19 protein-coding genes are annotated in these 21,532 nt (G+C 70.3%); 7 read left to right on the forward strand and 12 right to left on the reverse strand.

What is annotated here, in order from left to right; genetic code table 11:
• Positions 1-32: 32 nt before the first annotated feature.
• The 4 genes from ACSVC7_RS16090 (at position 33) to ACSVC7_RS16105 (ending at position 4,333) form a co-directional block, all read left to right on the forward strand.
• The gene (locus ACSVC7_RS16090; RefSeq protein ID WP_448203111.1) at positions 33-644 is read left to right on the forward strand and encodes a hypothetical protein; all 612 of its coding nucleotides are present in this window, start codon (positions 33-35) and stop codon (positions 642-644) included.
• 15 nt (positions 645-659) lie between these two features.
• A complete protein-coding gene (locus ACSVC7_RS16095; protein WP_448203112.1) occupies positions 660-1,004 on the forward strand; it encodes a hypothetical protein in 345 nt (114 codons plus the stop codon).
• Between the two features lie 109 nt (positions 1,005-1,113).
• Entirely contained in the window at positions 1,114-3,450 is a 2,337-nt protein-coding gene (locus ACSVC7_RS16100) for a xanthine dehydrogenase family protein molybdopterin-binding subunit (RefSeq protein WP_448203113.1), read from the forward strand.
• Between the two features lie 115 nt (positions 3,451-3,565).
• Positions 3,566-4,333: an EAL domain-containing protein gene (locus ACSVC7_RS16105; protein ID WP_448203114.1), complete on the forward strand. Its 768-nt coding sequence runs from the start codon at positions 3,566-3,568 to the stop codon at positions 4,331-4,333.
• On the opposite strand, the gene ACSVC7_RS16110 is transcribed toward ACSVC7_RS16105, so the two are convergent.
• Together ACSVC7_RS16110 and ACSVC7_RS16115 are read right to left on the reverse strand one after the other, a co-directional pair.
• Positions 4,306-5,001, reverse strand: coding sequence for a VIT1/CCC1 transporter family protein (locus ACSVC7_RS16110; protein WP_448203115.1), 696 nt, complete (start codon positions 4,999-5,001; stop codon positions 4,306-4,308). The genes ACSVC7_RS16105 and ACSVC7_RS16110 overlap by 28 nt on opposite strands.
• A 53-nt stretch (positions 5,002-5,054) precedes the next feature.
• The gene (locus tag ACSVC7_RS16115) at positions 5,055-5,582 is read right to left on the reverse strand and encodes a GNAT family N-acetyltransferase (RefSeq protein WP_448203116.1); all 528 of its coding nucleotides are present in this window, start codon (positions 5,580-5,582) and stop codon (positions 5,055-5,057) included.
• Between the two features lie 95 nt (positions 5,583-5,677).
• Here ACSVC7_RS16115 and cysQ point away from each other — a divergent pair, with 95 nt between their 5' ends.
• On the forward strand, positions 5,678-6,451 hold the full coding sequence (cysQ, locus tag ACSVC7_RS16120; RefSeq protein WP_448203117.1) for a 3'(2'),5'-bisphosphate nucleotidase CysQ: 774 nt from the start codon (positions 5,678-5,680) through the stop codon (positions 6,449-6,451).
• Positions 6,445-7,242 (forward strand): ferritin-like domain-containing protein, encoded by a 798-nt coding sequence (locus tag ACSVC7_RS16125; protein ID WP_448203118.1) that lies wholly within the window; start codon positions 6,445-6,447, stop codon positions 7,240-7,242. The genes cysQ and ACSVC7_RS16125 overlap by 7 nt, the downstream gene beginning before the upstream one ends.
• Before the next feature lie 146 nt (positions 7,243-7,388).
• On the opposite strand, the gene ACSVC7_RS16130 is transcribed toward ACSVC7_RS16125, so the two are convergent.
• The 7 genes from ACSVC7_RS16130 to ACSVC7_RS16160 form a co-directional block, all read right to left on the reverse strand.
• Entirely contained in the window at positions 7,389-8,117 is a 729-nt protein-coding gene (locus ACSVC7_RS16130; protein ID WP_448203119.1) for a histidine phosphatase family protein, read from the reverse strand.
• Entirely contained in the window at positions 8,114-8,503 is a 390-nt protein-coding gene (locus tag ACSVC7_RS16135; RefSeq protein ID WP_448203120.1) for a DUF6285 domain-containing protein, read from the reverse strand. Before ACSVC7_RS16135 ends, ACSVC7_RS16130 begins: the two co-directional genes overlap by 4 nt.
• Positions 8,503-9,573: a phosphotransferase family protein gene (locus tag ACSVC7_RS16140; protein WP_448203121.1), complete on the reverse strand. Its 1,071-nt coding sequence runs from the start codon at positions 9,571-9,573 to the stop codon at positions 8,503-8,505. Before ACSVC7_RS16140 ends, ACSVC7_RS16135 begins: the two co-directional genes overlap by 1 nt.
• A 1-nt stretch (position 9,574) precedes the next feature.
• Positions 9,575-10,771: an acyl-CoA dehydrogenase family protein gene (locus tag ACSVC7_RS16145; RefSeq protein ID WP_448203122.1), complete on the reverse strand. Its 1,197-nt coding sequence runs from the start codon at positions 10,769-10,771 to the stop codon at positions 9,575-9,577.
• 32 nt (positions 10,772-10,803) lie between these two features.
• Positions 10,804-11,565 carry an SDR family NAD(P)-dependent oxidoreductase gene (locus tag ACSVC7_RS16150; protein WP_448203123.1) on the reverse strand — a complete coding sequence of 254 codons (762 nt, stop codon included), beginning with the start codon at positions 11,563-11,565 and terminating at the stop codon, positions 10,804-10,806.
• 143 nt (positions 11,566-11,708) lie between these two features.
• Positions 11,709-13,358: an acyl-CoA synthetase gene (locus ACSVC7_RS16155; RefSeq protein WP_448203124.1), complete on the reverse strand. Its 1,650-nt coding sequence runs from the start codon at positions 13,356-13,358 to the stop codon at positions 11,709-11,711.
• Between the two features lie 124 nt (positions 13,359-13,482).
• Positions 13,483-14,133 (reverse strand): ATP-dependent Clp protease proteolytic subunit, encoded by a 651-nt coding sequence (locus ACSVC7_RS16160; RefSeq protein WP_448203125.1) that lies wholly within the window; start codon positions 14,131-14,133, stop codon positions 13,483-13,485.
• A gap of 201 nt (positions 14,134-14,334) precedes the next feature.
• On the opposite strand from ACSVC7_RS16160, the gene ACSVC7_RS16165 reads away from it, so the two are divergent.
• On the forward strand, positions 14,335-15,045 hold the full coding sequence (locus ACSVC7_RS16165) for a Crp/Fnr family transcriptional regulator (RefSeq protein ID WP_448203126.1): 711 nt from the start codon (positions 14,335-14,337) through the stop codon (positions 15,043-15,045).
• A gap of 138 nt (positions 15,046-15,183) precedes the next feature.
• Here the strand turns inward: ACSVC7_RS16165 and ACSVC7_RS16170 are convergent, their stop codons facing one another.
• The 3 genes from ACSVC7_RS16170 to ACSVC7_RS16180 all read right to left on the reverse strand — a co-directional run bounded on the left by ACSVC7_RS16170 (position 15,184) and on the right by ACSVC7_RS16180 (position 21,255).
• Entirely contained in the window at positions 15,184-18,027 is a 2,844-nt protein-coding gene (locus tag ACSVC7_RS16170; protein WP_448203127.1) for an SUMF1/EgtB/PvdO family nonheme iron enzyme, read from the reverse strand.
• Positions 18,028-18,179: 152 nt separating this feature from the next.
• The gene (locus tag ACSVC7_RS16175; protein ID WP_448203128.1) at positions 18,180-19,979 is read right to left on the reverse strand and encodes a CHASE2 domain-containing protein; all 1,800 of its coding nucleotides are present in this window, start codon (positions 19,977-19,979) and stop codon (positions 18,180-18,182) included.
• Positions 19,980-20,058: 79 nt separating this feature from the next.
• A complete protein-coding gene (locus ACSVC7_RS16180; protein WP_448203129.1) occupies positions 20,059-21,255 on the reverse strand; it encodes a DUF4384 domain-containing protein in 1,197 nt (398 codons plus the stop codon).
• Between the last annotated feature and the right edge of the window lie 277 nt (positions 21,256-21,532).

Genomic DNA, 21,532 nt, shown 5'->3' on the forward strand with positions numbered 1-21,532 from the left:
TAGCATCCCCGGCGCTGCCTTTGGGGAAGACGATGAAATACATACACGACTATGCCGTTGTGAAAAAACTTTTCCATCCCGCCCGTTTCGCGTCGTTACTTGCCGCCGTGATGCTGGCGACGGCCTGCGCCGCCTTGCAGCCCATGACGCCCTACGATCCGGAAATCGAAAAGGGGGTCACGGCCTATCATCTGGCGCTGGAGACGTTCATCCTGAAGATGGATCGGCTCGGCAAGGTCAAGGATGCAGCCGGGCGCTACGACAACAACCTCGCCTTCTACGACGACTCGCGCGCGGCGGTGGACACGCTGACCGTGCGGGCAGAGGCGCAGGACATCACCCGCAGCTGCGTCATCCCGGACACGGTCCGGCAAATCCTGGGCGCCGCCGGCGGGGCCGCCCTGCCCGCGCCAACTGCCCCAGCGACGGAAGCGGCGACCACCACGGACGGTTCCGGCGGCGGGGTCGGCTGCACCGTGAAGATGCTGCAGAACGTGCGCAGCCAGATTGACACGATGGCCCTGATCCACCAGGGCGAAACCTACCTGACCGGCCCGGCGGCCCAGCGGGTGCGCGACATCACCACGCAGGCGCTGCGCGCCATCCTCGCCGTCGAACTCGCCAAGAAGCGCAACCAGATTTGATCGGAGACCCGGACCATGGCCCTCGACGTTGAAAGCCTGGCGCAGCGGATGCTCGCGGCCGGCGCCGCCGCCTTCGGCGACAACTGGGACCGCACGGCGGCCTACGCCACGACGGAGTTCCAGAAGATCGCCCAGACCATCGCCGGCATCGAATCGGATCTGGCGCAGGTGCCCCCGGCTTACACGCCGGAAACCGCCAAGCTGCTGTTTTCCATGCAGCTCCAATCGACGGAAAACACGCTGATCGCCGCGTCGGAGATGGTCGAGATCGCCGTTCAGGCGGCCATCAAGGCCATGCTGGCGGTGGTCGGCGACGCGGTGCAGAAGGCGCTCGGCTTCGACCTGTTCGCGCTGGCGTAAGCAGGACCGCGGCAAGGCGGCCCTTCCCAGCGGGCGCGCTTGGCCCTACCTTACGGTGCGCATTCCGTCCGCTTCGGCCCACCCCCGATACAAGCGAAGAGCCCGCACCATGAAGAAGTTCGGCATCGGCCAGCCGGTCCCCCGCACCGAAGACGCGCGCCTGCTGACCGGCCGCGGCCGCTACACCGACGACGTGTCGCTGCCCGGCCAGACCTACGCGGTGTTCGTCCGCTCGCCCTACGCGCACGCCGCGATCCGCGGCATCGACACGGCCGACGCGGCGAGCCAGCCGGGGGTGCTGGGCATCTTCACGGTGGAGGATCTGGAGGCGGACGGCATTCAGCCGATCCCCTGTCAGGCGGGGCTGAAGCAGCGCGACGGCTCCGACTACGTCGCCCCGCCCCGTCCGGCGCTGGCCAAGGGGCGTGTGCGGCACGTCGGCGACCCGGTCGCGGTGGTGGTGGCGGAGACGCTGGACGCCGCCCGCGACGCGGCGGAGCTGGTGATGGTCGATTACGACGACCTGCCCTCCGTCACCGGCACGGCGGAGGCGCTGGAGCCCGGCCGCCCGCTGGTCTGGGACCAGGCGCCGAACAACCTCTGCTTCGACTGGGAGCAGGGCGACGAGGACGCGGTGAACGACGCCCTGTCCAAGGCCGCCCGCGTGGTCGAACTGGAGATCGTCAACAACCGCGTCGTCGCCAACCCGATGGAGGGCCGCGCCTGCCTCGCCGATGTGGAGGCGGACACCGGCCGTCTGGTCATCTACCTGACCAGCCAGGGCGTGCATGGGCTGCGCAAGCAGTTCTCGCAGCTGTTCAAGCTGCCGGAGAAACAGTTCCGCGTCGTCACCACCGACGTCGGCGGCGGCTTCGGCATGAAGCTGTTCAACTACCCCGAATACATGGTCTGCCTGTTCGCGGCGAAACGCCTGAAGCGCGCCGTGAAGTGGACGGCGGAGCGGACGGAGGGCTTCCTCAGCGACGACCACGGGCGCGACCACGTCAGCCGCGCCCGGCTGGCCGTGGACGCCGACGGCAAGTTCCTGGGGCTGCGTGTGGACACGGTGGCGAACCTCGGCGCCTACCTGTCGAACTACGGCCCGTTCATCCCGACCGACGCGGGGTCGGCCATGCTGGTCGGCTCCTACACCACGCCGGCCGTCTATGTGCGCGTGAAGGGCGTCTTCACCAACACCCAGCCGGTGGACGCCTACCGCGGCGCCGGCCGGCCGGAGGCGGCCTATCTGCTGGAACGCCTGATCGACCACGCGGGCCGCGTCACCGGCCTTGGCCCGGCGGAGATCCGGCGGCGCAACTTCATCCCCGCCAGCGCGATGCCTTTCGCCACCCCGATGGGCCAGACCTACGACACCGGCGACTTCCTGAAGAATCTGGAGGACGGGCTGGCGCTGGCCGGCTGGGACGGGCTGCCCGCCCGCAAGGCGGAGGCCAAGGCGCGCGGGAAACTGCGCGGCGCCGGCATCTCCACCTACATCGAGGCCTGCTCGGGCGGCGGGCCGGAGCAGGCGACCGTGCAGGTCAACGGCGACGGCCGCATCGTGCTGATGATCGGCACCCAGACCAACGGTCAGGGGCACGAGACCGCCTACAAGCAGATCCTCGCCGACCGGCTGGGCGTCCCGCCGGAGGACATCGAGGTCGTGCAGGGCGACACCGACCGCGTCACCTGGGGTGCCGGCACCGGCGGGTCCCGCTCTGTCCCCGTGGGCGGGGCCGCGCTGGCGGAAAGCGCCTCGCGCGTCGTGACGAAGGCCACGGACGTGGCGGCCGACCTGCTGGAGACCGCCGCCGTGGACGTGGAGTTCAAGGAAGGCGTCTTCAGCGTCGTCGGCACCGACCGCAGCGTCTCCTTCAAGGAGGTGGCCGCGAAGGCGGCGGCAACCGATTCTGCTTCTGGCGGCGGTATCGCCTTCTCCGAGATGGCGCGCTGGACCCCGCCGGCCAACACCTTCCCCAACGGCTGCCACGTCGCGGAGGTGGAGGTTGATCCGGAAACCGGCGTGGTCGAGGTGGTGGACTACACGGTGGTGGACGACTTCGGCACGGTGGTGAACCCGCTGCTGGTCATGGGCCAGGTGCACGGCGGCGTCGCCCAGGGCATCGGACAGGCCTTGCAGGAGCGCGTCGTGTTCGACCCGGACAGCGGCCAGCTGCTCAGCGGGTCCTTCATGGACTACCAGTTGCCCCGCGCGGTCGACATCCCGGACATCCGCATCAAGCTGAACTGCGTGCCCAGCACGACCAACGCGCTGGGCATGAAGGGGGCCGGCGAGGCCGGGGCCATCGGCGCGCCGCCGGCGGTCATCAACGCGCTGGTCGACGCGCTGTCGGACTACGGCATCCAGCATGTGGACATGCCGGCGACTCCGCTGTCGGTCTGGCAGGCCATCCAGGCGCACCGCCTGCGCGCGGCGGCCGAATGACGGCGCGGGCGTGAGCCGAGGGCGTGGCTGTTGTCACACCTCGAACCGATGAAAGTCGTGAAAAAGTCGCCATAATTTCACTTCCCAAAGACAAGGGAACAGCAAGGGGCGGAAAATGGCGGTTGAGACGGCGGGGGACGGCTGCGGCGGGTTGTGCGCCAACGGGCTCGGGTTCGATTTCACGATGGCGTTCCAACCCATCGTGGACGTCGAGGCTGGCCGCCCCTGGGCTCACGAAGCGCTGGTGCGTGGCCGCGAGGGCCAGGGGGCTGGCTGGGTGCTCGGGCAGGTGACCGAGGACACGCGCTATGCCTTCGACCAGTCCTGCCGGGTCAAGGCCATCGAGTTGGCCTCCCGCCTGGGGCTGCGGGACGCGCGGCTGTCCATCAACTTCCTGCCCAACGCGGTCTACAAGGCCGAGACCTGCATCCGCGCCACGCTGGCGGCGGCCGAGCGCACCGGCTTCCCGCCCGACCGGATCATCTTCGAGGTGACCGAGAACGAGCGCGTGGTGGACCACAACCACCTGAAGAGCATCTTCACGGAGTACAAGCGCCAGGGCTTCCAGACGGCCATCGACGACTTCGGCGCCGGCTATTCCGGCCTGAACCTGCTGGCCGAGTTCCAGCCGGACATCCTGAAACTGGACATGGAGCTGACCCGCGCCATCGACCGCGACCGCACCCGGCGCAGCATCGTCAAGGCCATCCTGATGGTCTGCCGCGACCTGGACATCACCCCCGTCGCCGAAGGCATCGAAACGGCGGACGAGGCGCAGACCCTGCGCGACCTGGGCATCACGCTGATGCAGGGCTATCTGTTCGCCAAGCCCGCGCTGGAGGCACTCGCCACCCCTCAGCCAATCAGCGTCGCCAGCGTGTAGGCCGCGGCGGCGGCCAGACCGCCCACGGCCAGCGTCTGCACGCCCGACCGTAGCGTCCCCACCCCGGTCAGCCGTCCCTTGACCGCGCCGAAGACGGCCAGTGCCACCAACGTGACGGCGACGGACACGCGCAGCGCCGGCGCCAGATGGTCCATCAGCATGTAGGGCAGCAGGGGGATCAGCCCGCCGACAACATAGGACCCGCCGATGGTCGCGGCGCTGGCCGGGGCGCGGCGGGGGTTCGGCTCCTCCAGCCCCAGTTCGAACTTCATCATGAAGTCTACCCAGCGCTGCCGGTCGCTGGCGATGGCCGTCACCACGGCGTCGAGCTGCGGCCCCCGCAGGCCATAGCTGCGGAAGATCGCGGCGACCTCGCGGCGTTCCTGCTCCGGCAGCTCATGGGTTTCGCGGGTCTCGCGGGCGTATTCGGAATGGTAGTGCTCCGCGTCCGTCCGCGCGGCGAGATAGCCGCCGAGCCCCATGGCGATGGAGCCCGCCACGATCTCCGCCAGCCCCGCCGTCACCACAAGCCCGGTGTCGTCCACCGCGCCGGACAGGCCGGCGGCCAGCGCGAAGGGCACCGTCAGCCCGTCGGCCATCCCGATCACCACGTCGCGGACGGTTTCGGAGGCGGTGAAGTGGCGCTCGGTGTGCGGGACGGTCGGCATGGGCGGCGGTCTCCTCCGTGGGCACTATCCCTGATACACCAATCGGCCCGCCCTCAACAGCCAAGCTCGCGCACCCGCCGGGTCATGTAGGCCATGCCGTCCCCGTAGGAGGCGAGCTTCGCCGCCAGCGCCGGCCCGCCGTCGTGGGGCAGAAATCCCTGCCGGTCCCAGAAGCCCCGCGCCTTCGGCGTGGAGGTCAGCGCCAGCCACCCATAGCCCCGCGCCACCGCGAGCATGTCCATATGCTCCACCGCCAGGGCCGCGAGCCCAAACCCGCGCGCCGCGGGCAGCAGCGCCACGTCGTGCAGGTACAGGCAGTCCGCCGCCTCCGGCAGCCCGCCCAGCGGCGAATCGAGCGGCGGCGGCGCACCCAGCACGCCCGGATGCATGACCGCGTAGCCGACGGGCTCCCCGCCAGCCAACTCCCTGCCGGCCAGCGCCATGCGGCACCCGTCCGGGAACAGGACCAGCCGCTCGGCGAAGACGGCGCGCTCCTCCGGGTAGTCGGGGTGGACGATGTCGGCGATGCGCATCACGGCGTCCAGATCCGCCGGCTTCATGCCCCGCCATTCCGCGATCATCCGCATTCTCCTTTCGTCCCTGCCCTTTCCGGGTCTTCCAGCCCGTGTGCCGGGCGCGCTATGGTGGGCGTTCGACTTGCCCACCGGAGGACCACATGACCGACACCGCCGCGGCGACCCTGCTGCCCAAGGTGCGGACCATCGCGCACGAAGCTGGTCAGGTGATCCTGCGCTTCTACAACGGCGGCATCGACGCCGCCACAAAGGTGGACGGCAGCCCCGTCACGCAGGCCGATCTCGCCGCCGAGCACGTCATCACCCCCGCCCTGCACCACCTCGCCCCCGGCATCCCGGTGGTGGCGGAGGAAGCCGTGGCCGCCGGGCACCGGCCGGACATCTCCGGCGGGCGCTTCTGGCTGGTCGATCCGCTGGACGGCACCAAGGAGTTCATCAGCCGCAACGGCGAGTTCACGGTCAACATCGCGCTGATCGAGAACGGAAAGCCGGTGCTGGGCGTGGTCTACGCCCCGGCGACCGGCGACCTCTACGCCGCGGCCGGGCCGGGCACCGCCGTGCATTGGGTGGAGGGCCGCCACGACTACCCCATCCACGTCCGCAAGCCCCCGGCCGAGGGCCTGACCGTCGTCGCCAGCCGGTCGCACGGCAGCGGCAGCGAACTGGAGACCTTCCTCGCCAACCACACGGTCAAGGACCGGGTGACCTGCGGCAGCTCCCTGAAGTTCTGCACCGTGGCGGCGGGCAAGGCCGACCTCTACCCCCGCTTCGGCCCGACCAGCGAGTGGGACACCGCCGCCGGCCATGCCGTGCTGATCGCCGCCGGCGGCCGGGTGGAGCAGCCGGACGGCTCCCCGCTCGTCTACGGCAAGGCGGACATCCTCAACCCCCACTTCGTTGCGTATGGATGGTGACGACCCTGTGTGACGCGGCCGTCGCGGTTCTGACCACCGCGGCGCCGCTGGAGAAGGTGCGCCTGACGCGGGACTACGCCGCCGCGTGGCGCGACGGCCGCATCAGCGAATTCGGCAACACCCTCCCACCGGAGCGCCCCGCCCGTCCGGAACGTCCGCCGCTGATGCTGCCCCGCGACATGCCCAAGCGCGGGCGCGGCGGCAGCGCGCAGAACCGCGTCGCCCTGCTGCACGCGCTCGCCCACATCGAGCTGAACGCCATCGACCTCGCCTGGGACATCGTCTGCCGCTTCGTCGGCGAGGGCATGCCCAAGGGCTTCACCGACGACTGGGTGCAGGTGGCCGACGACGAGGCCCGGCACTTTCTGATGCTGGAGGAACGGCTGAACGCGATGGGCTCCGGCTATGGCGAACTGCCAGCCCATGACGGCCTGTGGCAGGCGGCCATCACCACGGCCCACGACCTCGCCGCCCGGCTGGCGGTGGTGCCGATGGTGCTGGAGGCGCGTGGCCTGGACGTGACCCCCGACACCGTGCGCCGCCTGCGGGAGTTCGGCGACGAGGAGAGCGCCGGCCTGCTCCAGACCATCCACGACGAGGAAATCACCCACGTCGCGGCCGGCCGCCGCTGGTTCGGCCACCTCTGCGCCAAGCGCGGCGCGGACCCGGTGGAGACGTGGCAGGCTCTGGTGAAGCAGTATTTCCGGGGCAACCTGAAGAAGCCCTTCAACGTGACCAGCCGGCAGGCGGCGGACTTCGGACCGGAATTCTACGAGCCGATTGCGGAGTGAGTGCGGCGGTTGCCCCCTCCCTTCCCACGGCTATGCCGTGAGCCCCTTCCCTCCCCCGCTTTGCGGGAGAGGGTGAATTGCCGATGCGGCGGCAGTCCCCTCTCCCGCAAAGCGGGGGAGGGTTAGGGAGGGGGCAAAACCCCTTCTCACTCCAGCACCAACAGCGGCCGGAAGACCTCTTCCAAACTCGTCTGGTGACACCCCGCCTTCGCCACATTCCACGGTGTGACGTTGGTCGCCCGGATCAGCCGACGCACCACCCGCCCGTCCTCCACATCCCCGTCCTCCACGTCGAAATCCAGCACGTTCAGCGCGCCGTAGTCCTGCTCGAACGCGCCGAGCGCGCCCAGCCCAGCTCCGCAGGCCCAGGACAGCAGCAGGCGGTTCACGCCGTCGTGCGCGACCAGCAGCAGGCGGGTCCAGCCGGGTTCGGCCAGCAGCGCCTCCAGCGCCCCGACCACGCGGGCCTGCACCTCCGCGAAGGCGTCCCCGCCAGCGAAGCGGGCGCCGGGGGCGGTGGCCGCCTCGAAGCCGTAGACGTAGGCGGCCTCGCGTTCCTCGCGGGGGATCAGGCGGAAGCGGCCGGCGCGGAGTTCCAGGAAGCCCGGCGCCTCCTCCACCGCAAGGCCGCGCCCCTGCACGGCCAGTTCCGCCGTCTCGCGCGTGCGCGGCAGGCCGGAGCAGAGCACCCGGTCGAGCGGCACGGCCGCCAGCGCCTCCCCCGCCGCGCGGGCCTGCGCCCGCCCCTCCTCCGTCAGGCCGGCGAGCTTGGGGTTCAGCGGTTGGCCGGCCTCGTCGTAATAGGCCACCTTGCCGTGCCGCATCAGGTAGACGCGGCGCCGGCAGCGGGTGCCTTCCAACGGCGTGAAGGTCACGACTTCAGCGCCTTGGGGTTGGAGATGCCGAGCCGGGCGCGGACGATCTCCTCCAGGCATTCCATCAGCGTGTCCTGGCCGTCCTGGTCGAAGTCGCCCGCGGCGATCTCGATGCACAGCCGGTGTTGCAGACCCTCCACGCGCTTGCGCAGTTCCAGCCCGGACAGGCTGTCGTCCGCGTCCTCGCCATAGAGCGGCGCGAGCGCGCGGAGCATGGCGTGCCCGGCCTCGTCCAGCCCGGCCAGTTCCCGTTCCACGATGGACAGGGCGTTGGCGATCATCAGGGCGGTGTAGCGCTGGGCGGGCGGGATGTGGGGCAGAAACTCCTCGCGGAAAGTCTGCGCGGCGATGTTCAGCAATTCCCGGGCGTTGGGACTGGCGCGCATCAGCCGACCTCCTCCTCGTCGGTGGTTTGGGTGGCGACCGCCGGGACCATCGGGGCGATGGTCTTCAGGTGGCGCAGCAGGTCCATCTCGATTTCCGGCAGCATGCGGCCGGTCAGCGCCAGTTCCAGCGACGGCTCCTCGCCGGAGGTGTGGCGGCGGGCTTGCAGGATCGCGATGGCCGCCCAGCGCAGATAGGCCGAGGCCTCCCAATAGGCGACCGCCTGCGGATCGACGATGCGGCCGGAGGTCTCCTCGTAGCCGGCGTAGAAGTCCGCCCGGTCGGCCAGCCCGCCGGCCTCGCGGTCGTTGCGGCCGAACCGCCAGGAGCGGGCGCAGAACCAGCCCAAATCCTCCATGGGATCGCTGAAGCCCGCGAACTCCCAATCCAGGATCGCGGTCAGCCGCCCGCCCTCGACCAGATAGTTGCCGGTGCGAAAATCGCGGTGGCACAGCACGACGTCCTCGGTCTGCGGCGCGTTCACCTCCAGCCAACGCAGCCCCCAGGCCAGCACCGGGTCGCAGCTCGCCCGTTCCCCCATCCAGTCGCGGTAGGCATGGACACAGTCGATGGCCGGCGCGGGGTTCGGGACCGGCAGCCGGTCGAGGCCCGGCGTGTCCGGTCCGACCCGGTGCAGGCGGCCGAGCTGCCGCCCAAGCTCGCGGGCGAGGTCGCGCTGCGGCTGGTCGGACTTCACCACCTTGTGCCCGGCGCCGATGCCGTCGGCGCGGCGCATCACGTAGAACTCCGCACCCAGCACGGCGGGATCGGCGCAGGCGGCGATAGGCTCGGGCGCAGCCACCCCGGCGTCGAACGCGGCACGCAGGACGGCGAACTCCTGGCTTTTGGAGATGCTGGCCTTGATGCCCGCCGCCGATTGCGCGCGCAGCACGCAGGCGTGCCGCCCGGCGCGGGGGCCGCCGTCGATGTCCAACGTCACCGCAAGGTTCAGGGAAATGGCACCCCCACCGAGGCGCCCTTCGTCGGCCACCGACACGCGCTGCGCGCCCGTGGCCTGAGCCAGCCACGCCTCCAGGCGCGGGCGGCTCGTATCGTCAATCACTGCGCCCATTTCATCCCCACGCCCAGAACCCGTCGCCCTCGTCCATGTAGAAGCGCGACAAGACCATCTTGTGGACCTCCGACGCACCGTCAACCAGACGGGCCTGACGCGCGTAGCGGTACATCCATTCCAGCGGCGTATCCTTCGAATACCCCCTTGCGCCGCACAGCTGGATGGCGGTGTCCACCGCCTTGTGCAGCGTGTCGGCGACGTGGACCTTAGCCATCGACACCTCCTTGCGGCCGAAGTTTCCGCGGTCGAGCTGCCACGCCGCCTTCATGATCAGCAGGCGCCCGATCTCGATCTGTATGGCGACGTCGCCCAGCATCCACTGCACGCCCTCATGCTCGGCGAGCGTGGAACCGAAGCTTTCGCGCTCGCGCACATAGGCGGCGGCGATCTCCATGGCGCGCTTGGAAAGGCCGGTCCAGCGCATGCAGTGGGTCAGCCGCGCCGGGCCGAGGCGGATCTGCGTCGCCTTCAGCCCGTCGCCCACGTTCATCAGGACGTTCTCGTCGGCGACTTCCAACTCGTGGAAGCGCAGCTCGCAATGGCCGCCGTGCTCCTCCGGCCCCATGATCGGGATGCGGCGCACGATCTCCCAGCCCGGCTGGTCCTTGTCGAACAGGAAGGCGGTCAGGCCCTTGCGCTTGTCGTCGGAGGTGCGGGCCATCAGGATGAAGTGCTGCGCTTCCCCCGCCCCGGTGATGAACCACTTGTGGCCGGAGATGACCCAGCGGTCGCCCTTGCGCTCCGCCTTCGTCTTCATCATCGAGGGGTCGGAGCCGCCGCCGGGGTGCGGCTCGGTCATGGCGAAGGCCGACCGCACCTTGCCGTCGATGATCGGCTGGAGCCAGCGCTCCTTCTGCGCCGGCGTCGCCACCCTGTTGAGAAGCTGCATGTTGCCGTCGTCGGGTGCGGCGCAGTTGAAGCAGACCGGCCCGACGATGGAGCGGTTCATCTCCTCGTAGCTCGCCGCCATGCCGACGATGCCCAGCCCCTGCCCGCCGCGCTCCTTCGGCATCTGCGGCGCCCACAGGCCGGCGGCCTTCACCTCCGCGCGCACGCGCTCCAGCACGGCCGGCGCGATGTTCTCGTGCTCGTCGAAGGAGGCGGGGTCGGCCTCCAGCGGCAGGATGCGGTCCTGGACGAAGGCGCGCACGCGGCGGCGGAAATCCTCGATCTCCGGCGACAGGGTGAAGTCCATCGGTCTCGTTCCTCTCCGGATTTCGTTCTTGGTTACAAGGTGTTGACGAGGTGCCCGCCGTCCACCGGCACGATCGCGCCGGTCATGTAGGCCGACGCGTCGGAGCAGAGCAGCAGCAACGGCCCGTCCAGGTCCGACAACCGCCCCAGCCGCCGCTGCGGCACGCGCTTGACCAGCGCCTGTCCCGCGTCCGTCGCCAGGAAGTCGCGGTTCAGGTCGGTTTCCATGTAGCCGGGGGCGAGCGCGTTGACCCGGATGCCGTACCGCGCCCATTCCAGCGCCAGCGCCTGGGTCAGCTGCACCAGCCCCGCCTTGGACGCAGCGTAAGCCGCTACATGCCCGGCGACCCGCAGCCCGAGGATGGAAGCGATGTTGACGATGGAACCGCCCTTGCCCGCGTCCTTCATGACGCGCGCGGCTTCCTGCGCGACGAGGAAGGCGCCCTTCAGGTTTGTGTCGATCACCCGGTCCCAGTCCGCCTCGCTGTGGTCGAGCGCGGATTTGGAGACGGTCGTCCCGGCGTTGTTGACGAGGATGTCCACCCCGCCGAGCATCCCGGCGGCCTCCCGCACCCCGTCGCGGACGGATGCCGCGTCGGTGACGTCCAGCGGGACGGCGACGGCTTGGCCTCCGGCATCGGCGATCTCCGCCACCACCTCGTCCAGGCTCTCCCGCCGCCGCGCCGCCAGCGCCACGCGCGCGCCGCTGGCCGCCAGCACCGTGGCGAAGTGCCGGCCGAGGCCGGAGGACGCTCCAGTAACGAGGGCGGTGCGGTTGGTGAGGTCGAAGGTCATTGATGGTTTCCTGAAATGCTGGTCCTTGCCCCCTCCCTAACCCTCCCCCGCTGCGCGGGAGAGGGGATCTGTTCCGACGCCGCGGCAGTCCCCTCCACCGCGTAAGCGGGGGAGGGTTAGGGAGGGGGCCGCGAGGTATCCCCTCACAACCCCTTCGCCTGATCCCTCAGCACGAACTTCTGGATCTTCCCGGTCGACGTCTTCGGCAACGCTCCGAACACCACCGTGCGCGGGATTTTGTAGTGGGCGAGGTTTTCGCGGCAGTAGGCGATGATGTCCGCCTCCGTCACGTTCCCCTCCGATCCCGGCTTCAGCGTGACGAAGGCGCAGGGCGTCTCGCCCCATTTCTCGTCCGGGCGGGCGACGACGGCGGCCTCCATGACGTGGGGGTGCTTGTAGAGGACTTCCTCCACCTCCAGCGAGGCGATGTTCTCGCCGCCGGAAATGATGATGTCCTTGGCGCGGTCCTTGATCTCGACATAGCGGTCGGGGTGCAGCACGGCGAGGTCGCCGGTGTGCAGCCAGCCGTCGCGCAGAGCCTCCTCAGTGGCGACCGGGTTCTTCAGGTAGCCCTTCATCACCGTGTTGCCGCGCAGCGCCAATTCGCCCAGCGTCTCGCCATCGGCGGGCACCTCAAGGCCGGTGTCGGGGTCCAGAACCGTCTGTTCGGACATGGTCAGGTTCGGCACGCCCTGGCGGGCCATCTTCACCGCGCGCTCGTCCAGCGGCAGGTCGGCCCACGCCTCCTGCCACGCGCAGCCGGTGGCGGGGCCATAGCACTCCGTCATGCCGTAGAGGTGGGTCAGGCGGAAGCCCATGCGCTCCATGCCCGCGATGACCGCGCTCGGCGGGGCGGCCCCGCCGGTGGCGACCTGGACGGGGCCGTGCTCGAAACTCCGCTTCACGCCGTCCGGCGCATGGATCAGCATGGTCAGCACGACCGGTGCGCCGCAGAGGTGGGTGACCTTCTCCTCCGCGATCAGGCGGAAGATCTCGGCCGGGTCCACCACGCGCAGGCAGACGTGCGTGGCGCCGACCGAGGTGACCGCCCAGGGGAAAGTCCAGCCGTTGCAGTGGAACATGGGCAGCGTCCACAGATAGACGCTGTTCGGCTGAAGCCCGAAGGTGATGACGTTGCCGAGCGCGTTCAGGTAGGCGCCCCGGTGGTGATAGACGACGCCCTTCGGGTTCCCGGTGGTGCCGGAGGTGTAGTTGAGCGAGATGGACTCCCACTCGTCCTCCGGCGTGCGCCAGGGCTGGGTGGGGTCGCCGGTCTTCAGGAAATCCTCGTATTCGGTGTCGCCGACGGGGTCGAGGCCTTGCGCGGCGGGGTCGTCGATCCAGACGACGCGCGGCAGGGGCTTGTCTTTCTTAAGCGCCATGCGGTCGAGCGCGTCGCGGGCGACGGCGGACAGGCCGCGGTCCACCAGGAACAGGCGGCTTTCCGCATGCTCCAGCGTAAAGGCCACGGTGGCGGCGTCCAGTCGCGTGTTGACGGCGTTCAGCGTCGCCCCCGCGCCGGGCACGCCGAAATGCGCCTCCAACATCGCGGGCGTGTTGTAGGCCAGGATGGACACCACCTCGCCCGGCCGGATACCGGCGTTGGCGAGCGCGGAGGCCAGCGCACGGGCGCGGCGTTCCGTCTCAGCCCAGGTTCGGCGCAGGCTGCCGTAGATGACGGCCGTCTTGTCCGGATAGACCATCGCCGAGCGGCGCAGGAAGTCGAGCGGCGTCAGCGGCACATAGTTTGCCGCGCGCTTGGCCAGTTCGACGGACGGATTGGTGGCGTCCACGGTCGTGCCCTCCCAGTGCTTATCACGGCGCCTCGACGCGGGCGCCTTGGGAGCGATGGTAGGCACGAACAATCCGTTTGGACAAGATTCACCTTCGACAGGCTATGACGGAGGGCGGCATGCGTCAGCGGGCCGCGACCAGTTCGGTCACGATGTTGGCGCCGGCCTCCACCAGCGCCTCCGCGCGGGTGCCGTAGTCCAGCCGGCCGGAAAAGCCGCCCTGGTCCGCCACCGTCCGGATCCAGGCGGGCGAGGTGCCCAGCCCGATCAGCCGTTCCATCATCGCCTGCGTGGTGCGCAGGGTCATCGTGCCGGTCCGGTCGTCGCGCGGGGCGTGAACCATGAAATACGCGCCGGGTTCCGCGGCGCGGCGGGCACCGGCCATGAAAACGCCGACGCACATGCTCTCGCAGGTCGCGGAGCCGCGCACCAGCGTGTCGATGCGGCGGCCCTCGGCGCGGTGGCGCAGCATGGCGTCGATCATGGCGTAGCCGGCCTTCACGAATCCGCCGGGGCTGTCCAGTTCGACCAGCACCGGGCGGGCGGCGGGCACCGCGTCCAGCGCGCCGATGAAGGTCGCGGCCACCGCCGGGGTGATGACGCCGGACAGCGTGACCCGCACCCGCTCGCCCTCCACGCGCGCGGTGACGGTGCCGGTCAGATCCGCGTCGACGGCTGGCGGCGGGGCGATGCTGGTGGTTTCGGCGGCGCAGGGCAGCGCCGAGACCAGCAGCGCCGAAACCAGCAGGGCCAGAACCGTCAGCAACGCACGCATCGCGGGCCTCCATCGTGGGGTGGCCCGATGATGGCGGCGAACGGCGCGCCGCGCTGTGCAGGCGCTCACAGCCGGCGCGCGATGACCCTATCCGCGCGGAAGGGGTGCATGTGGGCTAGCGCGTTAATGCCTCTGGCGCCGCCGAACGGAGCGCGCGGGCTTGTACACTGGTGCGGCTTCAACCCACGCGCGGGGGCGACCATGACGGCGGTGCGGATCGCGTTCGACAAGGAACTGGTCCTGTCCGGACATTTCCTGCTGAAGCATCTGGAAAAGCCGGAGCTTCAGCGCCTCGCGGCCAGTGCCCGCCTCGCCTACTTCCGGCCCGGCGCGATCATCTTCCAGAAGGGCGATCCCGGCGACAGCATGATGGCGGTCATCCGGGGCCGCGTGAAGATCTGCTCCCACTCCACCGACGGGAAGGAGCTGGTGCTGAACATCATCAACAAGGGCGGCCTGTTCGGGGAGGTCGCCCTGCTCGACGGCGAGCCGCGCACCGCCGACGCCGTGGCGCTGGAGGAGACGGACCTGCTGGTGCTCGACCGCGCCAAGTTCATTCCCCTGCTGAACGAGCGCCCGGCGGTGGCTCTCCAGCTCATCACCGTTTTGTGCAAGCGCCTGCGCCAGACCAGCGAGCATCTGGAGGACACGCTGTTCCTGGAGGCCTCCTCCCGCTTCGCCCGCGCGCTGATGCGCCTCGCCGAGGTGTTCGGCAAGCCCACCCCGAACGGTATGAAGCTGGACATCAAGCTGTCGCAGCAGCAACTGGGCTGCCTGGTCGGCGTCTCGCGCGAGAGCATCAACAAACTGCTCGGCGAATGGCAGAGGGGCGGCGTGATCGCGGTGGAGTCCGGGCGCATCACCCTGCTGGACCGAGAGGCGCTGGAGGAGATCGCGGAGGCGAATGGGTGAAGGCGTGGCGTGCCGCCCCCTCCCCAACCCTCCCCCGCCTTTGGCGGTGGAGGGAGCCTTTCGCGAAGCGGCGGCAGTCCCCTCCACCGCGCAGCGGGGGAGGGTTAGGGTGGGGGCAACCGTCGCCAGCGCGCACCCTCAATTTAACTCCCGCACCACCCTCATCCCATTGTTCAGGTATCGCACGTCCACGTCGTAGAACAGCCGCGCGGTGTCGGTGATGTCCGTCTTGCTGGCGCGCCAGGAGCCGCCGCGCAGGACGCGTTCGCGGCAGTCGCCGGAGGTCCAGGCGCTGCCGTCGGCGGGGGCACCGCCATAGTCCGGGTGCCAGCAGTCGGCCACCCACTCCGCCACGCCGCCGTTCATGTCGTGCAGACCGAAGGGATTGGGCTTGTAGCTGCCGACCGCTGCGGGGGTGAGGCGCTCATGCGGGCCGCCGCAGTCCTGGCAGTTGGCCAGAGGACCCGTCTCGTTGCCCCACCAGTAGCGGCCCGTGGTGCCACCCCGCGCCGCGTATTCCCATTCCGCCTCCGTCGGCAGGCGGTAGCGCTGGCCGGTCTTCTGGCTGAGCCACTTCGCGTAAGCCGCCGCTTCCTGCCAGGAGATGTTGTGGATGGGCGTGTTGTCGGTGGGGTTGGTCATGCGGGGCATGCCGCCGGTGCAGCCGCCGCCGTCCACGCAGGCACGCCACTCCGCCACCGTCACCTCGTAGGCGCCGATGGCGAAGGGCTTGGCGATGGTCACCCGGTGGACCGGCTTTTCCGAGCGGTCGCCCTGGTCGCTGCCCATGCTGAAGGTGCCGGGCTGGATGCGCACCATCACCGGGCATTCCGGGCAGTCCTGGAAGCTGTTGGACTTGCTGTGGTTGCGCACCGCGCCGTTGGGCGGCGCCTGCGCGGCGGCAACCTGCTGCGGCTCCTCGGCTTGAGCCACCGGGGGCGCCTGCGGGGCCGGCTGAGGAGTGGGCGGCGGGGCGGCCTCGGCCTTCGGTTCCGGCTGCATCCGGTGGACCAGCGGCGCGAACACATAGCCCTGAGAGCCATCGGCCAGCGCGACCCGGTACCAGTTGCCCCCAGGCACGCGGCCCAGCACGGTCACGGTCGTGTTGCGCGGCAGGTTGGCGACGCGGGCGGCGTTGTTGGCGGGGGTGGAACGCAGGTTGGCGTCGGAGATGGTGACGTAGGTCCCCTCCTCCACCGGATCCAGCTTCAGCGCATCGGGCTTGGAGGCCTCGGGCTTGACCGCTTCCGGTTTCGGCGCCGCCATCGCGACTTCCGTCGGTGGCCGCTCCGGCGCGGATCCCATGGCGATGACCGGCTGGCTGCTGATGACCGTCTCGCTTTTCTTCGCCACGGTGTTCAGCGCGCCGAGCCTCTGCCGCGCCAGCGACGCGTAGGATCCGTTGCCGAACAGCCGCAGGAAGGCGTCCAGGTCGGCGGGGTCGTTGCTGCCCTTGACCATCTGCCACATCGACTCCTCCAGCGCCGGGGCGGACGGGGCGCTGCCGGGAGGGGTGATCTCCAGCTTCACGGTGCCGGTCGCGCGGCCGCCCTTGCCGTCCTCCACCAGATAGGCGAAGGCGCCGGCCGGGCCGGGGGGAGCCTCCTCCGGGTCGAAGGTCAGGCGGTTGAGGGCTTCGGGGGTCAGCCGGTCGCTGGGGCGGACCAGGGTGGCGCCGTCCTTGACCTTGCCGCGCTCCGGCACGGCGGTGACGGTGATGGTCAGCGGGTCGCCGTCGGGGTCCACCGGCGGTTCGATGTTCAGCGGGTTCGGCACGGCGCGCAGCGTGCGCTCCGCCATCACGGCGGGCGGGCGGTTGCTGGGCTTGATGGTGATCGCCACGGCCCCGCGCACGGTGCCGCCTCTCCCATCCATCACCGTGAAGTCGAAACTGCCGGCGTCCCCGACCACGGTCGCGTCGGGCTTGAAGCTGGTGGCGGCCAGTTGTTCCACGGTCAGGTAATCGCCGATCAGCACCACCCGGTCGCCGATGCGCACGCTGCCGCCGCGCGGCAGGCCGGAGACCTGGGCGAACAGCTGGTCGTCGTCCGGGTCGGTGGGGCGCCCGATGCGCAGCGGCTCGGCGTCGCCCCGGTCGAAGACCTCCAGCGGCTTCAATTCGGCCAGCACCGGCGGCCGGTTCGGCGGACGCGGGTTGAAGTAGAAGGGCGTCGCGCCGAGGGAGCCGAAGATGTAGGGCTCCTGCCGGCCGTTGGTCGCCGTACGCACGGTGTCGCGCACGTTGCGGAAGAACAGGCTCAGTTCCAGCCCCGGCGTTTGCAGATGCTGGAGCAGCGCGGCCGTGTAGGGGCTGTGGTCGCCCTGCCCGTCCTCGGCCAGCTGGTCGGCGCGGGTGGCCATGGCGACCAGCGTGTCGCTGGGCGTGTCGTCCACGCGGGCAAAGCCGTAATTCACCTGGACGCGGTTCTGCCCGGCCTGCTTCAGCCGGTCCACGAAGGGGTTGTTGCGGCAGGCGTCCAGCATCAGGATGCCCAGCTTGCGCGCCTGCGACAGTTCGCCCATCATCAGGTTCAGCGGCATCGCCTCGTAGACGAGGTCGCGCTCGCGCTCCAGCTTGGCGTCGGCCGGGACGATGTAGTTGTTGCCGCCGACCTGGATGCCGTGCCCGGCGTAATAGATGACCGCCACGTCGGCCTGCGAGGCCTTGATGCCGAAATCGCGCAGCGCGCGTTCGAAGGTCCGGTTGTCGACGTTGAACTTCTCGTCCACCTCGAACTGCAGCTTGCGCAACGCGTCGCCGATGGACTTCGCGTCGTTCACCGGGTTCTGGAGTTCGGGGGCGAAGTCGTACTTGCCGATGCCGACGACCAGCGCGATGCGCTTTTCCTGGCCGGCGGGTTGGGCGCCGGCCTTCTGCGCCCAGGCCTCCGCCGCCCCCAACAGGATCGTTCCGGCAAGCGCAAGCACAGCCAGACAGACGCAGAGGCCCGGCCAGCTTCGCGCCAATCGTCCGTTCGTCATCGCGCCGGCTCCTTCTTGGGACAGCCGCGTTGGGACAGCCGCAATCCTGGTTTTATTGTTGCTGAAAGACGAAGGTTATCCTTCCGGATCCTGCGGATAAAGCGTTCATTCAGCCTAATCCCGAAAACGGTCACGGGGCTGGCCCGGACGGGCTACCCCGTTCCGAAGGATTCCCCGGCCGCAGCGGGGCGGAGCGTCTGCGGGTCCTGCTCGTCCAGGATCAGCCAGGCGCGCACGGCCTTGCGCTTGCCCTTCAGCGCCATTTCGCCGACCGGCAGGCCGGGCAGCTTGCCCTCCACCGCCGTCCAGGTCGGCTCCCCGATCACGATGCGGCTGTGGGTGGAGGAGCGCATGGCGACCGTCTTGCCCAGCGCCTCCAGCCGGGCCGCCGTGTTGGCCGTGTCGCCCAGCAGCGAATATTCCATGTGCCGCAGCCCGCCCAGGCTGCCGGCGACCAGCGGGCCGGTGTGGATGCCGATGCGGATGCCGATGGGGGGCAAGCCCTCCGCCTGCCATTGCCGGTTCAGGGCGCGCAGCTCCCGCCCCATCTGGAGGGCGCAATGCACCGCCCGCTCCGCGTCGGCGTCGATCTCCGCCTGGGTGGTGCGGGCGACGGGGGCGCCGAACACCGCCAGGATCGCGTCCCCGATGAAGCGCAGCACGATCCCGTCATGCGCCGCCACGACGCGGACCATGGCGTCCAGATAGCCTTCCAGCCAGCGGATCAGCGGTTCCGGCTCCAGCGCCTCGCAGACGGTGGTGAAGCCCTCGATGTCGGAGAAGAGGACCGTGGCCGTCAACTGCTGCGGGCGCGGGCGTCCGCCGGCCAGAAAGGTCGCGCGCTCGCGCCAGACCTCGTCGGCGACGGGCTGCGAGACGTGGTTGGCGAACAGCTGCATCAGGCTGCGGCGGTCGGCCCGCTCCTTCAGGGAGAGATGCGCGGTCATCGCGGCGATGCCGCCCAGCCACGCCCCCGACGGGGCCATCATCGACACCAGCGGCCCGCCATGGGCGAACAGCGCGATCCCCGCCGCCCACAGCCCGAACAGGACCAGCAGGGCGCCCGACACCAGCAGCCCCATCGGCAGCCCCGCCACGGCCAGCGCCACGCCCGCCGCGCTCAGCGCCACGACCAGCGCCGCCTCCCCCCCGAAGCCCAGGCTGCGGCTGGGCCGCCCGTCGAGAAGCTGGGCCAGCACATGGGCCTGGATCTCCACACCGGGGGTGGACAGGCCGGCGACGGCCAGCGGCGTGCGGTGCTGGTCCACCCCGACAAGCACCGTGCCGACGACCGCGATGCGCCCGGCCAGCCATGCGCGCGGCAGCATCGGCACCACGTCCGCCGGATAGACCGGAAAGGGCGGCGCCCCCGGCGTCGGACCCGCGCGCCAGTCGATGCGGAAGGGGTCTTCCGGGATGGGAACCCCGGCCACCTGCGCCAGCCGCGCCGGGAAGCTCGGCGTGCCGTCGGGCGCCTTGGGGACGTGCCAGCGCACGGTGCCGTCCAGCCGGTCCTTGGCGAGGTTGGCGTGGCCGAAGGGAATGCCGTCGAGGAAGCGGTCGAGGTACCGGCGCTGCTGCTCCGTCAGCGGCGTGTCGCCCAGCGCCGTGATCCCGACCACCGGCACGGTCGCGCCGTGGATGCGCTGGCGCAGCCGGTCGTCCAGCGCCGGCACGGTCGGCTGGTCGAACAGGATGTCCAGCCCGATGGCCCGCACCCCGGCCTTCTCCAGATTGCCCACGAGGTCGGCGAGGAAGCCCCGGTCCACGGGCGAGCGGCAGGCGAGCGAGGCGAACAGGTCCTCCCCCAGCGTGACCAGCACCACGCCGGCGTGCTGCGGCTGGGGCGGCGTGAAATAGGCGATGGCCAGGTCGCGGAAGCTCTCGTCCGCGGAGCGCAGCGGCGGCACCAGCCGTGTCAGCCCCAGCGCCGCCGCCGAGACCCCGGCCACCACCGCCGCCACCAGAATCCAACGGGGAAGCCAATGGGGCAAACCCCGGGCCGTTGAGGGAGCCGCCAAGGCCGCGCCCTCAATCGGCGCGCAGAATGACCTGGGCCATCACCAGATCGGTCTGCCTCAGCGAGTTCAGCGTCTGCTCCAGCCGCGCGGCGGCCTCGTCGCTCATCGGCCGGAAGGCGTCGCGGCGGCCCGGCAGGTCGTTGCCCAGGTCGCGGCCGGCGGCGAAGCAGCGCACCTCCAGATCGCCGGGCTTGCCGCCGGACGGGTCGCCCACCCGCAGCGGCATGGGCATGCGGTCGCCCGGCAGCGACAGCGTGTGGTGCCCCTCGACCAGCGAACTGGCCGACGGCCCCGCCGGGAAGATCGGGGTCAGCTGGCCGCGCGCGTTGCGCACGTAGCAATAGACATGCGCGTCGCGGTTGGTCTGCAGCACCAGCGTCACCGGGTCGCCCGCCTTGTAGGTCGGGTAGAGCCCGCGGTCGGTCGAAAGATACAGGTTCAGCGGCGCCATGCTGTCCCGCACCGGCGTCAGCAGCGCCGCGGCCTGCGCGGTGCAGCCGGCCTGGGCCAGTCGGACGGCCAGCGCGGCCCCGTCCCCGCCGTCGTCCACCACGCGCAGGCGCAGCGTGTGGCGCGTCTTGCCGTCGGGTCCGGCGACGGACAGCTCGGCGCCGTCCTTCAGGGCGATGTCCTTGGGCCAGGGCACGGGCATGCCCTTGTCCCAGCGGACCGTGGCCGAGCCGCCGCGCCCGCCGTCTCGCCCGCTCTCGCGCAGGGTGGTCGGGACGAGCGACGGGTCCTGCGGCTTTTGCAGCAGGGCCGTGCCGCCGGCCTTCACGCACTGCGTACCCGCCACGCCGGGGTCGATGGCGAAGACCTGTTCGGCCCCCTTCTGCAAGGGGCTGTTGATCCCGCGGGCGGCCCCCAGGTCGGTCTGGAAGAAGCGCTCGCCCCCGACGAGGCTGCCGACGCCGGTCCAGCTGGAGGCTTCCGGCATCTTGTCGAGTGTGCCCTCGAACGGTCCCTTGATGCGGACCATGCGCCCGTTGGCGAACAGGAACAGCGCGTTCGCACCGTCCGGCACCGTGACCGGGCGCCCATCGGGGACCAGTTCCCCCTGCGCGTAGCCGGGAGCGGTCGAGGCGACCACCACGGCCTCCGCCGCCAGGGCGGACGGTGGGAGCGCGAGACCGGACAGCACCAGGGCGAGGGCCGCGCCTATTGCCTTGCTCATCATCGTCTCCACCGGCGGGGAACGCGAAATCATTGGCCTTTCCCGGACTCCTGTCCAGGCAACGAAGGGGGAATGCCGGGCCGGGAAAACCGGCCTTCCTAGGGTATGGCGTGCATCACGGATGGGCATAGCGGTTGCTCCGATTTGAGCCCGGCGGCCTGACGCCGCGAGCGGTTCGCAACCCGAATTCTAGGCCGGCCCCCGCCATGGACGCTGTGAGGCACTCCACAGGGGGCTTGTGGACCCCGTCACATTTTCCGCGCCGCTGTGGCGCCCGTCACAGCGCGCCGCAAATGACCGCCCTAGACTG

The sequence above is a fragment of the Azospirillum mesophilum genome (genome assembly GCF_053470405.2).